Raw genomic sequence first — 15,753 nt, forward strand, 5'->3', positions numbered from 1 at the left:
TAAAGAAAACGATTGCGACGTTGTTGGGAGTCAATTCAATTTCTGCCATCCAGAAAGGGGAGACAGGAATGAAGGTCAGGCAATTATTCGACTTGACGGGCAAGACGGCGATCGTCACCGGCGGCGGGCGTGGGCTTGGGGCACAGATCGCGCAAGGGCTGGCGGAAGCCGGGGCCAATCTGGTCCTGTGCTCGCGGAAGGAGGAAGCGTGCCGGGAGACGGCCGCTCGTATCGAGCGGGATACAGGCGTAAGATGCCATGCGATGGCTTGCGACGTTAGACGCCCGGACGAGGTACGGCGGGTGGCGGAGCGAACGGCGGAGATCTATGGCCGCATCGACATCTTGGTCAACAACAGCGGGGCCTCCTGGGGAGCGCCCGCTGTCGAGATGCCGCTCGAAGCGTGGAACAAGGTGATGGATATTAACGTGACGGGGACGTTCCTCATGTCGCAGGCGGTCGGCCGGATGATGATCGGGCAGGGCGGGGGCACCATCATCAACATTGCTTCCGTAGCCGGCCTGTGCGGAACCAATCCGCAGTGGCTCGATGCCGTCGGCTACAGCGCAAGCAAAGGAGCGGTCATCGCGTTGACGAGGGATCTGGCCGCCAAATGGGGCAAGCATCAGATTCGCGTCAATGCGATTGCGCCCGGGTTTTTCCCGACCAAGATGACCCGGGAGGTGCTCCATCATGGAAGCGAGCAGATCCTTCGTCTTACTCCGCTCGGGCGGCTTGGCTCGGACAGCGATCTCAAGGGGAGCGCCGTATTTCTGGCGTCCGACGCATCGAATTACATGACCGGAGCAGTGCTGGCCGTGGATGGGGGCATGTCGGCCATGTAGCGCTGCGAGGGTGCCGGTCGTGCTGAATGTAAGGCATGGCCGTTCTTGGGGCATGGCAGCCTTGCAGCGCCGCGGCAGTGCTGGCGAAGGAAGCAGTCATGCCCGTGAGCAGGATTGAATAGAAATGGTACGGAAAAGGGGGCTTATCAAAACGATGTCCAAGCAAAAGGCAGTGCCGAAGGACACGATTCCCGTGCGCCGGGGCGAAGAGCTGGACGTTGCCGCGCTTGAGGCGTATATACGGGAGCATCTCGACCTTCCGGACGGGGGCTCGATCGAGGTCGAGCAGTTCGGGGCGGGACATTCGAACTTGACTTATCTGATTCGCGCCGGAGATTGGGAGGCGGTCGTGCGCCGGCCTCCGCTCGGCCCGGTGGCGCCGCGGGCGCATAATATGGAGCGCGAGTTCACGCTGTTGAAGCAGCTCCATCCTTTGTTCCCGCTTGCTCCCCGTCCGTATCTGTACTGCGGGGATTCTTCGGTGATCGGCAGTCCATTTTTTGTGATGGAGAGACGGCATGGAATCATTCTGGATCGGGAATTTCCCCCGCATGTGGAATATACGCCCGCGCTGGGAAGGGACATATCCCGAACGATGGTGTCAACACTCGCGCAGCTCCATGAAGTGCCCTATGAAGAGGCGAATCTGCGGGCGATCAGCCAACCGGAAGGCTTCATGCGCCGTCAGGTCCAGGGCTGGGTGGAACGCTATGAACGCGCCAAGACGGAGGAGATTCGGGAAGCGGAGCGGCTTCAGAAGTGGCTGATCGATACGCTGCCCGCTTCGCAGACTCCGACCGTCATCCATTATGATTACAAGCTGAACAATGTGATGTTTTCCCGCAGCCATCCCAGCGAGATGACCGGCGTGTTCGACTGGGAGATGGCGACGGTCGGCGATCCGATGGCCGATGTCGGGGCGGCGCTCAGCTATTGGTTCGAGCGGGACGATCCGCCGGAGCTGCTGCGCGGGCTGGGGCATCCGCCGTTGACGGTACAGCCGGGCTTCATGACGCGGGATGAATTCCTGGAAGCCTATGCGGCCAGAAGCGGCCGCGATGTGTCCGGCATTTCGTATTATTTGACGTTTGCTTATTTCAAGCTGGCCGTCATTTGTCAGCAGATCTATTACCGCTGGAAAAAAGGACAGACGAACGATGAGCGGTTTGCCCGCTTCCAAGACACTGTCCGAGCGCTGATCGCGCATGCTTGGCGGCAGACGGAACGAAGACAGCTTTAAGCTCTTGAGCTCTGACTTTATCCGTTCCGGGTTTTTGACCATTCGTATGCAAGAGGAGGAGATTATGGATGACACGTCCCCATTTTGCGTTTTGGCCTGCACGCATGCCGCTTACGCTCGCGGTGCCGGATACGACACTGAGCGACAATCTGGATGTGACCGCCCGCCGGTATCCGGACCGGACGGCGATCATCTACTATGATCAGGTTATCACCTACCGAACGTTGAGAGACGAAGTCAACCGCATGGCCGCTTATTTAATGCATCTGGGCGTCGACCAAGGCGACCGCGTGCTGATCTACATGCAGAACAGTCCCCAGTACATCATTTCCTACTATGCGATTATGCGGTGCGGCGGCATCGTCGTGCCGATCAATCCGATGAATCTGAAGGAGGAGCTCTCCTTCTATATCACAGACGGCAGCGTTAAAATCGGCTTGGTCAGCCAGGAGCTGTATCCGCGCATCGAGCCGCTGCTGGGAACGACCTGTCTGGAACGCATCATTCTCGCCGCTTATTCCGACTACTGTCCGAATCCGGGCGCGGATGCCCCGGACTTCGTCAAGGCTCCCCGGCTGGAACCGGCGTCCCCTCAAGTTATCCCGTGGGCGGAAGCGATGGGAGCGGCCATCGTATCGCACTCTGTCCCGGAGACGGCAGGGAGCGATCTGGCGGTGCTTCCCTATACGTCCGGGACGACCGGTCAACCGAAAGGCTGCATGCATACCCATAAGTCGGTGCAAGCAAATGTGATTGCGACGGCCTTCTGGGGAGCGCTGACCCCGGAATCGATCGTGCTGTCCACGCTTCCCCTCTTCCATGTGACCGGTATGGTGCACGGCATGCACACGCCTATCTATATGGGGGCCGCCATCGTCATGATGACGCGGTGGGATCGCAATACGGCCGCGCGGCTCATTGAAGCTCGCAAATGCACGCATTGGACGGGAATCAGCACGATGATTATTGATTTTCTGGCCAATCCTCAGCTTCCGCAATATGATCTGAGTTCGCTGGTCGCCATTACCGGAGGAGGGGCGGGGCTGCCGGAGGCGGTCGGCGAGAAGCTGCATCAGGTCACCGGCATCCGGTTCGTGGAAGGCTACGGCTTGTCGGAGACGATGGCGCAGACGCATTTCAATCCGCTCGATCGCCCGAAGCTGCAATGTCTCGGCATTCCGTCCTTTGACGTGGACGCGCGCATTATTGACCCGGTCACGCTGGAGGAGAAGGGCCCCCGCGAAGAAGGGGAAATCATCTTGAACGGCCCGCAATTATTTGAAGGCTACTGGAACAACCCGTCGGCAACGAAAAACGCCTTCGTCGAGATAGACGGCCAACCGTTTCTCCGCTCCGGGGATATCGGCTACTGCGACGAGGAAGGCTACTTCTTCATCGTAGACCGGGTGAAGCGCATGATTAACGCTTCCGGCTTCAAAGTGTGGCCGACCGAAGTGGAGTCGATTCTGTATAAGCATCCGGCGATTAAGGAAGCCTGCGTCATCGGGGTGCCGGACAAGAGAAAGGGCGAAGAGATCAAGGCCTACGTCGTCCTGCAGGAAGACAAGTGCGGCACGGTAACAGAGGACGATATTATTAGCTGGGCGCAGCGGCATATGGCTGCCTATAAATATCCGCGCGTAGTCGAATTTGTCGCTTCGCTTCCGGTGACCGGGAGCGGCAAAATATTATGGCGCAAGCTCCAGGATGAGGCTTGGGACAAAGCGAAGCAGCGGGCACATGCAGGCCCCCAATAGAAGCAGGCGCCATACACGCGATGAGGGGAGATCAGACTTGGAGCCGTCCATGAAAGAGAAGATTATGAAGATTAGCATTGCGCTTTTCGAAGCGAAAGGGTTCAGTGAAGCCTCGATCCAGGACATTGTCGACACGCTGGGCGTGACCAAGGGGACCTTCTATTATTACTTCGCGAGCAAGGAACAACTGCTGACGCAGATCCATCTGCAGTATATTGATTACATGCTGGAGGAGCAGCGCCGCATCATCGAGCAGCCGGATCAATCCTGGCGAGAGAAGCTGTCCGGGATCATCCTCATGATGATTCGGGCCATCGAAGGCCAAGGCGGCAGCGCGCGCATCTTTTTCCGTGAACTCCTTCATATTACGGGCGACAATCTCGCGGCTATCACACAGAAGCGGGATCGGTTCCGGCTGAATGTGCAATCTATCATCGAGCGGGGAATGGATAGCGGCGAGTTCCGGGATGATCTGCCGGCTGACATGATGGCGTTCAGCATCCTCGGCGCCTGCAACTGGGGCTATACCTGGTTCAAGCCCGACGGTCCATTGTCCGATGCCGAGGTGGCGGCTGTCTATACCGAGCTGTTCCTGAACGGGATGAGCAAGTAAGAGGGCAAGCAAGCAGCTAGAAGAACAGAGCCGCAGGGAGGGACAAACTCCTTGCGGCTCTTGGCACGTTGTGGCGGACCCTTATCGTCTATTTCTCCTCAAAAAGATGCCGATTGGCGCTCACCGCCTGCTCTTCCTTGGCTCGCCCGGATGAATAGGCGTAATCGTAGATCGACTCCAATTGCTTCGCCATATATTCGGGAGAATAGGGCGTGTCTTGGTCCAGCCAGCTCACCAATACCCCGAGATGGGCGAACAGAACGTAGTGGCTCACAATCTCTTTGTTCAAGCCGTTCACGGGGCGCGGCGTCAGCTTCAACGATTCGAAGGCCTGGCTGAATTGCTTGTATAACATTTCCGTGAAGCGGTTGTTAAAATACGTTCTGGCATTATCCCCGAACATCGTTTTGTAGAAATCGCGATGCATGCGGAAATGGGAGAATAAGCGGATCACTTGCTTTTCCGGGTACGCATGAGTATTGCTCCGCTTTTCATCTTCGGTTGGCCCGACCGCCTTGGCGAGCTCCTCCAGCATGTCGTCCACGCTTCGTTCGAACAGATCGTATTTGTCTTGATAATGCAAATAGAACGTCCCTCGATTAATGTCCGCCCGTTCGGCAATATCCTGCACCGTGATCGCTCCGAACTCCTTTTCATTCATCAATTCGATTAATGCGCGTCTTATTCGTTTTTTCGTTCTTTTGACTCGCCGATCCGTCGTGTTGGACATCAAGCTTCACCTTCTTATTTACAAATTATTTACCCAAAAATCAACAATCTGGCTGCATGTGTACGGTAATGAACAGATGACAGCGAACTGCGTATTGAACAAAAAACAGGGCTTGGTAAAATTATACTCATCCAATTGGATGGTTTTCAATAATACATCTATTTACTAGTACCAGTGGATAATTTAACCTGTTTTGAGGAGTTGAGGCCATTGTTGAACTGTGTCAATTTGGAGTACGTGAATCGGACCCATTTGCCGATCGTGGGCGGGAAGGGCTCCAATCTGGGAGAATTGCGGCAAGCGGGATTTCCCGTTCCGCCGGGATTCTGCATTACAACTTCTGTCTATGATGCGGTAGTGGAACAATCGGCTCGAATGGACTCTTTCTATGAAAAGCTCCAGCTCTTGAACGCCAAGGATAACGAGGAGATCCGATCCCTAAGCAAGCGCATGCGGCAGCATATCATCGGCTTGCCCATCCCTGATGAGATGCTTGAAGATATTCACGGCGCATGGAGAGAGATGGGCGACCATCCTGTTGTCGCCGTTCGTTCCAGCGCGACGGCGGAGGATTTGCCGACAGCTTCCTTTGCCGGGCAGCAGGACACGTTCTTGAATGTCACAGGGGAGCGGCAGCTCTTCGAGGCCATTCGGCAGTGCTGGTCCTCTCTCTTTTCCGAACGAGCGATTGCTTACCGGATTAACAACGGCTTCGATCATCGTTCCGTCCGGCTGGCCGTCATCGTCCAGCGTCTGATCGTGCCTGACGTCTCAGGGGTCATGTTCACCGCCGATCCGATTACAGGGAACCGAAGCCTCATCTCGATTGATGCCAGCTTCGGGCTGGGGGAAGCGCTCGTGTCGGGGCTCGTCAACCCTGATTTGTACCAGGTCAGGCAGGGCGAGATCGTGAAGAAGCAGATCTCGTGCAAGCAGTCGGCTGTCTGTACGCTCGCCGAGGGAGGCACGGCCGTCGAAGAACTCCCCGAGCAGAAGCAGAAGGTGCAGGCGCTGTCCGATGAGGAGATTGTGACTCTGGCCCGGATGGGAGAGCGGATTCAAGCTCATTACGGGTCGGAGCAAGATATTGAATGGTGCCTGTCCGGAGGGCAGTTCTACATTGTTCAGGCCAGACCGATTACTTCCCTTTTTCCGCTACCGAAGGCGTCTGACGATGGGCTGCATGTCTATTTCTCGTTCGGCCATATACAGATGATGACGGATGCGATGTCGCCCGCTGGAATGTCGATCTGGCAAATTCCGAGGGAACGAGCTTTTGTTGGGGAGGGCCGCGTGGAACCGCTGGTAGAAGCCGGCGGCCGGCTCTTCATGGATGCAACGCGTTCGCTGCAGGACAGCTTGGCCCGGAAGGTGACGCTGCAGATGATTGGCAAGATGGACACCCTGATAGCCAGCGCGGCCAGACAAATCCTGGACCGCTTTCCGGTCAAGGAAAAGTCCTCTTCCGACTGGGAGGGGCTGGAAGAGATGCTCCCCCGGCTTGCGACGCAAGTGCTCAAGGATATGCTGGAGGGAGAGGGCCAAGCGGCTTACACGGAGGTCGAGGACGGAGCGGATCACTATGTGGATATATGCCGGCAGCGTTTGGACGAATGCGGCGGAGCCGACAAAATAACGTATATTCATCAAAATTTCGAGTCTTTAGGTCACTATTTGATGGGCGAGAACTTTCACTACATGGTGGCGTCCATGGTGGCGCAGCATCTGCTCGAGCTGCTGGCGAAATGGTGGAACTTCGACGGCGGCGAGTTGATCACGCTGAACAAATCCCTGCCCTTCAATGTCACGGGCGAGATGGGGCTGGAGCTGGGGGATGTGGCGGATATATGCCGGCCTTACCCGGAACTGGTCGCGTATTTGCGGAACGCGGCCGAGGATGGATTTATGGAGGGGCTGGACGGCATTGCCGGAGGTCCGGAATTCAAGGCGGCCTTCGAGCAGTGGCTGGAACGATACGGCGTCCGCTGTCCGGGCGAGATTGACATCATGCGAACGCGTTGGACGGAACGGCCTTATATGCTGATCCCCTCGATTGCGGGTCATCTGGACAGTCTCCAGCACGGAGAGCATCGCGAACGCTTCCGCCAAGGGGAGCAGGAGGCCGAGAGGGCCGCCGGCCGCATTTTGTCCCAAGTCCGCAGTCGGGAAGACGGAGCGTTCAAGGAACGGATCGTGACCCGCCTGATTACCGTCTATCGCAGCTTCATGGGCTTGCGGGAGCATCACAAATTCGTGCTGGTCCGTCATTTGGCACTCTATCGGAAAGCGGTGCTGGAGCTGGGCGATGATCTCGCGGCGCAGGGCGTCCTGAACGAGCGGAACGATATTTTCTTCCTGGCCTTGCCTGAAATGAAGGAGATTCTAAACGGCAGCTTCGAAGAGGATGTTCCATCGCTGATCGCGGCCCGCAAGGAGAGCTTCAAGCACTATCAGCGGCTGCAGCCGCCGCGCGTCTTCACGAGCGAAGGGGAGATTATCGAGGGCAGGCTGGACAGCGGCGATGCCCCGGAAGGGGCCTTGATTGGACTGCCGGTCTCGCCCGGCATCGTCGAAGGCAGGGCGAGAGTCGTGCTTGATCCGAGCAAGGCTGCGCTGAAGGAAGGCGAGATTCTGGTGGCGCCGTTCACCGATCCGGGCTGGACGCCGCTGTTCCAGCAGGCGAAGGGGCTCATCACCGAGATTGGCGGCATGATGACGCATGGCTCCGTCATCGCCCGCGAATATGGCATTCCCGCCATCGTCGGGGTCGATCGTGCGACGACGCTCATCCGCGACGGCGAGTTGCTTCGCCTGGACGGCACCACGGGGTATGTGATCGTGCTGGAAGCAGCGCATACTACGGCCTGATAACTTCATCTATATTAGCAGGAACGAACCGCGATTTGCCGGAAAAAGGCAGAACGCGGTTCTTTGCTTCCATACGGAAATATGCCAATATAGTCGTAAGGGGATGAGTGAATGTTCAACGATTTCAAGCTCGTAGATGGACGTCCTGCTTCCGTTCAGGTGAAGGACTATATCAAGGAGTTGATATATAAAGGAATTTTGCGCGCCGATCAGAAGCTCCCTTCGACCCGCGAGTTCGCCTCCTTATGGCAATTGAGCCGCAACACGGTCATGACGGCGTACCGGGAGCTGGAGGACGAGGGACTGATCCATTCCGTGGCGGGCAAAGGCAGCTATGTCGCGCAAGAGGTCGTGCCGGCCGTGGACGGCGCGCGGCTGGAATGGAAGGACATGATCGGGGCGTGCGCCCGCACGGCCGAGGAGCTCGATCTGATGAAGCACGGCGTTCGCTGGGAGAAGGGGATGATTTCCTTCACGAGCATTGCCCCGGACGAGAAGCTGTTCGATCTGGATAATGTGAAGCGGGCCTTTCTCGATCGGATGTCGCTCGAAGGCGAGATTCTGCTGAACTACGGCTATGCGAAAGGCTACAAGCCGTTAATCGACTACCTGATGCGATATATGGAGACGAAGGGCGTGGATTTGACCGGCAAAGATCTGCTGGTGACGAACGGCTTTACCGAAGGGCTCGACCTTGTCCTCTCGGCCGTGCACAAGCCGCACCGGCGCGTGCTGTGCGAAAACCCGACCCATCATACGGCGCTCAAGCTGTTCAAGATGCACGGCATGGAGATCACGGGAATCCCCATGCAGGAGGACGGACTCGAGCTAGAGGATCTCGAGCGGGCGTTGATCCGGCAGTCCTTCGATCTGGCCTACCTGATTCCGTCCTATCATAATCCGACAGGCATCGTCATGTCCCCGGAGAAGCGGATGGAGGCCTTGCGCCTGTTCGGCGATTATCGCATCCCGGTCATCGAGGACGGCTTCAACGAGGAACTGCGCTATTCCGGCTCGCATGTCGCCCCGCTCATTGCCTGCGGCGGCAGCGGGAACAACGTGGTCTATATCGGCAGCTATTCCAAGGTGCTGTTCCCGGGGATTCGCGTTGGCTGGGTGCTGGCGGATCGGGAGCTCATCGATTATTTGGAGAGCATGAAGCGGGCGCGGAGCATTCATACGTCTACGCTCGACCAAGCGATTTTATTTCAATATTTGCATAACGGCAATTTCGAAAAGTATATCAAACGGGCCCGAAATGCTTACAAGCGCAAATATGAGCTGGCCGTTCAATGGTGCCGGGAGCATATTCCGTTCGCCAGGCTGAGCGGCTACGGAGGACTGCACTTATTCATTGAATTGCACGAATCGTTGGCCGCGCGCGATGTGCTCAGCGCATGTGTGCGGCAGGGCGTTGTCTTTACGCCCGGCGATATTTTTCATACCGATGGCTCCGGTACCAATACGTTCCGGCTCGGCTTCTCGCGCGTCTCGGAAGGAGAATTGGAGGCAGGCATCGCGACGATAGGCCAGATGGTCAGGCAGCTAATGGGGGAGGGAACCGGATGCAGGCGATAAAAGTCGGCGTGATCATGGGAGGCGTCTCCTCTGAGCGCCAAGTGTCGCTCATGACGGGGAAGGAAATGATGGCGCATCTGGACGAGAAATATGAACCGGTACCCATCGAGCTGAATTCCACGGAAGAGCTTATCGACAAGGTCAAAGGGGTGGATATCGCCCTGTTGGCGCTGCATGGCAAATACGGCGAGGACGGAACGGTGCAGGGCACGCTGGAAACGCTCGGTATCCCGTACACAGGATCAGGCGTATTATCCAGCAGCCTGTGCATGGATAAAGAGCTGACGAAGAAGATCATCCGCTTCGAGGGATTGGCGACGCCGGACTGGATGTTGACTACTTCGCTCGATGAGCTAGACACGGCGGAAGCCGGGCGGCAACTCGGCTATCCCGTCGTCGTGAAGCCGAACACGGGCGGCTCCAGCATCGGCATGCAGATTGCCGGCGGCCCGGACCGTCTGCGTCAAGCCGTGGCGGACGCACTGGCGTGGGACCGGGAGGTGCTGCTGGAGCAATATATTGGCGGCGAAGAAATTACGTGCGCGGTGCTGAATGGAGCGCTGCTGCCCACGGTATCGATCAAGGCCAAGGCTCATTTCTTCGACTATTCGTCCAAATATTGCGATGGCGGGGCGGAGGAGGAAGTCATTGAATTGCCCGAGCCGTGCGGCAAGGCGGTTCGTGAGGCCGCCCTCCGCATCTATCAGGCCATGAAGTGCAGCGTGTATGCCCGCATCGACATAATGCTTGCCGGTGGGGTTCCTTATATACTGGAAGTGAACACGCTTCCGGGGTTGACCAAGAACAGCCTGCTCCCGAAAAGCGCCAAAGCGGCGGGCCTGTCGTACAGCCGGCTGCTGGATGAAATCATAACGCATTCTTTGCATACAAGAATGACAGAAGAAGCAGGTCTCCCCGGGCGGTAACGCTTGGAGATCTGCTTCTTTATTTCCGGAGGTTTTTGGTGGATCAGGTCTATAGGCAATGGGCTCAACCTTGGATCTGTTTATCAAGATCGGCAGTGAACGCACGCTCGCAGGGGGCCTATTATGGCGAGTGGGGAAGCGGAAAGGACAGAATGTCCCTGACAGAAGGCATGGGATCTGCATTATTATGTAGAAAACCGAAAGATGGGACTATGACGAATGCCCGCACAGGGGCAAGGGGAGGGGTGCGCGATGAAGAAATGCATTGTGTTCGCCAACTGCCATGGCATTCCGATTCGCAAATATTTGAGTTCGTCGGCGACATTCTGTCAACTTTACGAATTGGTAGAGGTGCCGATGATCCAAGTATGCAATCAGGCCACCGGCATCGGCGATCACCTGCTGAGCCAATGCGATCTGTTCATCTATATGAGAACGAGCGATGCCTTCGGGCCTTATCTATCCACCGACTATATATTGACCCGACTGCCGGATCACTGCATCCGCATCAGCATCGGCAATGCTTTTTTGATGTCCTATTATCCGCAATTCATCCCGGACAATAAGGAGCCGCTATTCGCCTATGCGGATCAGAATGTCATTCGCTTGCTCCAAGCGGGAACAAGCAAAGAGATGATTATTGCCGCTTTGTCGGACGAAAATTACTATTCCGCTCCGTTCTTGCAGCAATATCATCATGATTTCATGCTCAACCTGCGGAGCCGGGAATCGGGAATTGATATTCCTCTGGCTGATTTCATCGAACAGAACTACCGGAAGGATCATTTATTCGCCACGATATGCCATCCGCGGTTCCAGATTATACGGTACTTGGCGATGAGCATTTTGGAGCGGCTTCATATTTCCGGCCAGGAGATAGCGCATATCGTTCACGACACGGCCTTCCTCGAGCTGATTCACCCGATATACCCGAGCGTCATCAAGCGTCTGGGGCTGAGCTTCGTGCGGCCGGAAGACCGGGTGTACACCTTGGGCGGTGACATCCTGACGTTCCCGGAATATATTTCGCGGTATGTCGATTATCATGCGCAGGCGATGAGGGGGAGCTAGAACCATGCCTTGCCTCAGGCTGGCGAGAGTCCAGCGGTTTGATCCGGGACTAGATTTTTCCCGTCGAAAAGAGTCCATAATAATAGCCGTTTCTTCCTGGACAGAAAGAAACGGCTGATGAGCTTAAGAGAAATGATCAGTCAAGCTCAATGGGAACTGTACGTTGATTTACAAGCCGGGCATTCTTCGCATCCGTCACATCATAGGTTGTGACGATTAGCTCGGCGCCAATTACGCCGGAAAAGGAACCTTTCCCGGTTACTTCAATAGAAGAAAAGCGATTAGCTGCAGCTCCGTAACCACTTGTAGTAATCTGAACTCCGGCATTTTTGATTTCTTGCTGCTGACTGGCTGTCAGGCCGGCATAATGTACCCCCAGGAAATTGTCGTAGGTAAATTGCTTTGAAGTTTGCATGCCCATCCAGCCCGTATATATTCCGGTCGCTTTGATGATGCTGCGATTAGCCAGCGTGCTTTCTGTCCGGCCTGTAAATACGACATCTCCGCGATACGTCCTTTGACTGAACTCCACTACCGTTTTATACGTTTTATGAGGGGGAACCTTCACGGGCTGCGGCGGGACTTCCAACGTGTAGGATTCACTTGATGTTTTGGTTTCTGTACTGCCTGTGTTGTACTCCAGATTGATTTTGCCTGCGCCCTCCAAAATCAACGGAAGAATGAATTTATTGCCGAGATCCCCGGCTCCGCCAACCTTGAATCCGTTGGAGATACTGGTTGAAGTTGATTCTGTATAAGTCTTGCTGTATTTCAAGGTGTTGTAAGATTGCTCTTCATCCAAATTATTTGGAAATGTGTTTTCTCCGATAAATACAGGCATCGTTGAATCATAGTGTATATTTTCCGTTCTCGCCTCAATCGACAGATCGATTACGGGCGTAACACTATCCGGATTTGCCTTAAGCCGGTATCTAAATCCATTGCTTTCCGGGTTGGCAATGGTATTTGCCAGATGATTTTTGTAATAATATGTGCCTACCTTGTTAAGCACTTCATTCACATCTACAATCCCGATGCTTTTTGCTTGGGTAATCGAGGCTTGGGCATAAGCCGGGGGCGGTGCGGAAGCGCTTCCAAGCATCAGGGCAGAAAGCCCGATGACAAGACCATGTTTCAGAACATGTTTTCTCATTGTGTATTCCTCCAATTGAGTATGATGATGATTTCGCTCCCTAAGCCTCCTTTCCTTCGGGTTAAGGTTATCGTAGCACGGCTAGCGTTTCCTCATGGCATAAGGATTGTTATATTTTGTATCGATCATGTTAATCGCCCGGGATAAGCAAAAAACGAGCGCCCCCTGCACAGGTCAGGGGGCGCTCGCCGCTGCACGTCATACTACGTTGCGGTGCTTTCTTAGTTTATCTCTATTAACTTATGATTTGTCCAATCAAGTATATATTTTGTAGTAAAGGTTGAATGGAAGGTGTCTTTGTCATTGCTTCCTATCCAATAACCAAGACCAAATAGTTCATTATGCCATTGCAGCTTATAACTATCTTGCGTTCTTCCTAAATGTACAGTTAATTGAGAAGTGGAATCCGTTTTATCGGCAATGACAACGGCGACCACGGCAGGAGAAAAGCTATAGGCCGCTAAAGCAGGCATCTGATCGCTAGAAAGAAAATTATCTTTTGCCCAAACTTGGCCGTTACGAGATTTACTAAAAAGCTCATTGCCATACAAACCAGTAAATGAATCCCTATAATACGGTCCCCATCCTTGGTTCATAGCAGAAACAAAAGGAACCGTCCATTCCACTTTTTTATTGGTATCGGTTTTTAAATTCGTTTTGTAGTCTGCTTGTTCATAAGAAACGGAGGTTGACCAATTGTTACTGCTATTCGGAATACTGCCTATTGTACCGCCAATGGTATATCCAATGGTAGAGGATACCGTTTTTTTATCAATTGTATTCGTAGGAGATACCTTGAAAAAATCCCCGCTTCCGTTTAATTCCATTGCTATCCGATAAGAAGATGCCCAATGCAATGTCGCTCTATAATACCCTTTATACGTATCCTGCTCAGGAAAAGAGATTTTTCTGTCCGCATCAATGTTGCTTCCTTCTGTAGTAATGACTGCAATTTGCTTATTACTATGGGGATCGTCAATAAAGGAAACAGAAAGAGAGGTTTTTATTTTTTCATTCCCAAACCTTGTAGATAAGTTATTGTATACCTTTGCGCCTTGTCCAATATCGATTGGAGAATTTTTCGCTACTTGTGCAGAGACAGATGCTCCATTTAATGTTAGAGATCCTAGTAAAATAGCAACTGCGGTTATACTTTTCAAAAATACTTGCGGCCTTCTTTTCTTTTTTATCATATGCTCCACTCCATTCTTTTCTTCGGGTTACGATTTATCGTAGCATAGCTGCTGTTATCTGATTGCATAAGGATTGTTATATCTTGTATCAATCATGTTAATCGCCCGGGATAAGCAGACACGAGCGCCCCCTGTACAGTTCAGGGGGCGCTCGCCGCCGCGCGATCAACCTATTACGGCTTATACGGGCTTCTCAGAACATCAATTTCAACAGTGTGGCAAGCGAGGCTGGCATATCGAAAGCTACATTATATTAGGGTCTGAATGGTTTACTTAGCATTTCACCAGCAGGCGGCATCACACCGGACGATACAGTGTAGCAACTGTTATAATATTGCTAAGGAACCGGTGGTCGGGAGTAGGGCTAAAATTTTTTCAGGAAAGAGGACTTAGAGTGAAGATTCTAATTACTGGCTCGACTGGTCGCGTTGTCGCGCCATCTATATCAGGCTCTGCAAAAAGCATACTGTGGTGGCAGGGTTGGATTGTACGCCGTCATCAACTGCTGATTTTGTGGGTGACCTAGGAGACGAAGAGTTGCTTGCCCGGGGCATTAATAGGGGGTGACGCGGTTGTTCATACTGCGGCATTACACGCGCCGCATGTGGGAATATTGCCAGATGCTGAGTTTGAACGCATCAACGTTCACGCCACTAGTCGGCTCTTGGAACTAGCGTATGATGCGGGTGTGTCCCGTTTTGTACTGACAAGCACTACAGCACTTTATGGGGGCGCTGCCACCCCGGAAGATCGGGCGGGATGGGTTGATGAGGAAATGGTCCCAAGTCCAAGAACCATTTATCACCGGACAAAGTTAGCCGCGGAAGAGGAAGTCAGGAAAGCGGCAGCACGTGGGAGATTTTCGGCCACAGTGCTGCGAATGTCGCGTTGTTTTCCTGAGAGAGAATTATTGATGGCCGTATACAGGCTGCATCGAGGCATTGATGCCAGAGATGTGGCAAGCGTTCACGAACTGGCCCTCAATTTGAGCGAGCCTGGTTATCGCATTTTTGTCCTATCAGCGCCAACACCTTTCGAACCGTCTGACTGCCAAGAGTTAGCGGTCGATGCCCCTAGTGTGCTTCAACGCAGAGCTCCCTTTTTGGTAACCGAGTTTGAACAAAGGGGATGGGCACTCCCTAGGAAGATTGACCGGGTTTATTCGCCAGGAGCACTTTGCGCGCTTGGTTGGACACCTAGATAATTATGCCGAAGTGCTGCGATTGCTCGAACAGGAATCGGCTGAGGTACTGCCTGAGGAACATTATTTGAATTGAACGAACTGAGAACGATATAACAAAAAAAAGCAGTGGCAAATCTGGGACCCTCTGATTCCTAGATCGTAACTGCTATTTAACGAGTCAGTCATAGATATTCTATTTGTCGGTTGAAAGGTTCCTGTAAAATAAGCTCCCGCAGGAGCACTCCATACATCAACTTCTAAACGATTTCCCTAAGGGTGAAATTGGGGTTGAAAAGAAGTAATAAATCCAGATGGTGTCAGCTTCGTTGATATTCCCCCTATAACACGGTAAAAGGGGGTGTCTCAAAAGTAGTATTTAACTACAGTGAGACAGCCCCCTGATTCTCAAAGCTCGACCCGCCGAAAAACTGCAAAAATGCACCTTTTCTTTATGACGTGTACTCCGTTACAGGGAATCCTGCAAAACGGCATCAATTTCAGACTTTCAATATAGATAAAAGACAAAAACCGATGAACATCACACTAGCCTTGCATAGAACCTGACATGAAAAAGACTTCATGCCCCTGATATGGGA

The 15,753-nt window shown here is 53.7% G+C and carries 12 protein-coding genes and 1 pseudogene; 10 read left to right on the plus strand and 3 right to left on the minus strand.

Annotation, left to right across the window (positions count from 1 at the left end; translation table 11 throughout):
* The first annotated feature begins 68 nt into the window (after nucleotides 1-68).
* From DQX05_RS02975 to DQX05_RS02990, 4 genes are all read left to right on the plus strand, one after another.
* Nucleotides 69-845: an SDR family oxidoreductase gene (locus DQX05_RS02975; RefSeq protein WP_119790697.1), complete on the plus strand. Its 777-nt coding sequence runs from the start codon at nucleotides 69-71 to the stop codon at nucleotides 843-845.
* A 154-nt stretch (nucleotides 846-999) separates the two neighbouring features.
* On the plus strand, nucleotides 1,000-2,085 hold the full coding sequence (locus tag DQX05_RS02980; protein ID WP_119790699.1) for a phosphotransferase family protein: 1,086 nt from the start codon (nucleotides 1,000-1,002) through the stop codon (nucleotides 2,083-2,085).
* Between the two features lie 68 nt (nucleotides 2,086-2,153).
* The gene (locus DQX05_RS02985; RefSeq protein WP_119790701.1) at nucleotides 2,154-3,842 is read left to right on the plus strand and encodes a long-chain fatty acid--CoA ligase; all 1,689 of its coding nucleotides are present in this window, start codon (nucleotides 2,154-2,156) and stop codon (nucleotides 3,840-3,842) included.
* 49 nt (nucleotides 3,843-3,891) lie between these two features.
* Nucleotides 3,892-4,455: a TetR/AcrR family transcriptional regulator gene (locus DQX05_RS02990; protein ID WP_119790781.1), complete on the plus strand. Its 564-nt coding sequence runs from the start codon at nucleotides 3,892-3,894 to the stop codon at nucleotides 4,453-4,455.
* 88 nt (nucleotides 4,456-4,543) lie between these two features.
* On the opposite strand, the gene DQX05_RS02995 is transcribed toward DQX05_RS02990, so the two are convergent.
* Nucleotides 4,544-5,185, minus strand: a complete 642-nt coding sequence (locus DQX05_RS02995; RefSeq protein ID WP_119790703.1) for a TetR/AcrR family transcriptional regulator — start codon at nucleotides 5,183-5,185, stop codon at nucleotides 4,544-4,546.
* A gap of 213 nt (nucleotides 5,186-5,398) precedes the next feature.
* Here DQX05_RS02995 and DQX05_RS03000 point away from each other — a divergent pair, with 213 nt between their 5' ends.
* From DQX05_RS03000 to DQX05_RS03015, 4 genes are all read left to right on the plus strand, one after another.
* Nucleotides 5,399-8,053: a phosphoenolpyruvate synthase gene (locus DQX05_RS03000; RefSeq protein ID WP_119790783.1), complete on the plus strand. Its 2,655-nt coding sequence runs from the start codon at nucleotides 5,399-5,401 to the stop codon at nucleotides 8,051-8,053.
* A gap of 111 nt (nucleotides 8,054-8,164) precedes the next feature.
* On the plus strand, nucleotides 8,165-9,631 hold the full coding sequence (locus tag DQX05_RS03005; RefSeq protein ID WP_119790704.1) for an aminotransferase-like domain-containing protein: 1,467 nt from the start codon (nucleotides 8,165-8,167) through the stop codon (nucleotides 9,629-9,631).
* A complete protein-coding gene (locus tag DQX05_RS03010; RefSeq protein ID WP_119790784.1) occupies nucleotides 9,628-10,557 on the plus strand; it encodes a D-alanine--D-alanine ligase in 930 nt (309 codons plus the stop codon). Before DQX05_RS03005 ends, DQX05_RS03010 begins: the two co-directional genes overlap by 4 nt.
* 252 nt (nucleotides 10,558-10,809) lie before the next feature.
* Nucleotides 10,810-11,628 (plus strand): WcbI family polysaccharide biosynthesis putative acetyltransferase, encoded by an 819-nt coding sequence (locus tag DQX05_RS03015; protein WP_119790706.1) that lies wholly within the window; start codon nucleotides 10,810-10,812, stop codon nucleotides 11,626-11,628.
* Nucleotides 11,629-11,764: 136 nt separating this feature from the next.
* On the opposite strand, the gene DQX05_RS03020 is transcribed toward DQX05_RS03015, so the two are convergent.
* Nucleotides 11,765-12,781 (minus strand): ETX/MTX2 family pore-forming toxin, encoded by a 1,017-nt coding sequence (locus tag DQX05_RS03020; protein ID WP_119790708.1) that lies wholly within the window; start codon nucleotides 12,779-12,781, stop codon nucleotides 11,765-11,767.
* Between the two features lie 221 nt (nucleotides 12,782-13,002).
* On the minus strand, nucleotides 13,003-13,974 hold the full coding sequence (locus tag DQX05_RS03025; RefSeq protein ID WP_119790710.1) for a beta-channel forming cytolysin: 972 nt from the start codon (nucleotides 13,972-13,974) through the stop codon (nucleotides 13,003-13,005).
* 176 nt (nucleotides 13,975-14,150) lie between these two features.
* On the opposite strand from DQX05_RS03025, the pseudogene DQX05_RS31635 reads away from it, so the two are divergent.
* Nucleotides 14,151-14,228: pseudogene (locus tag DQX05_RS31635) on the plus strand (DUF6262 family protein); the annotation flags it as partial.
* 287 nt (nucleotides 14,229-14,515) lie between these two features.
* Entirely contained in the window at nucleotides 14,516-15,178 is a 663-nt protein-coding gene (locus tag DQX05_RS33005; protein WP_220483148.1) for an NAD-dependent epimerase/dehydratase family protein, read from the plus strand.
* Nucleotides 15,179-15,753 lie beyond the last annotated feature (575 nt).

It is taken from the genome of Paenibacillus thiaminolyticus, assembly GCF_003591545.1.
GTDB classification, from domain to species: Bacteria; Bacillota; Bacilli; order Paenibacillales; family Paenibacillaceae; genus Paenibacillus_B; species Paenibacillus_B thiaminolyticus_A.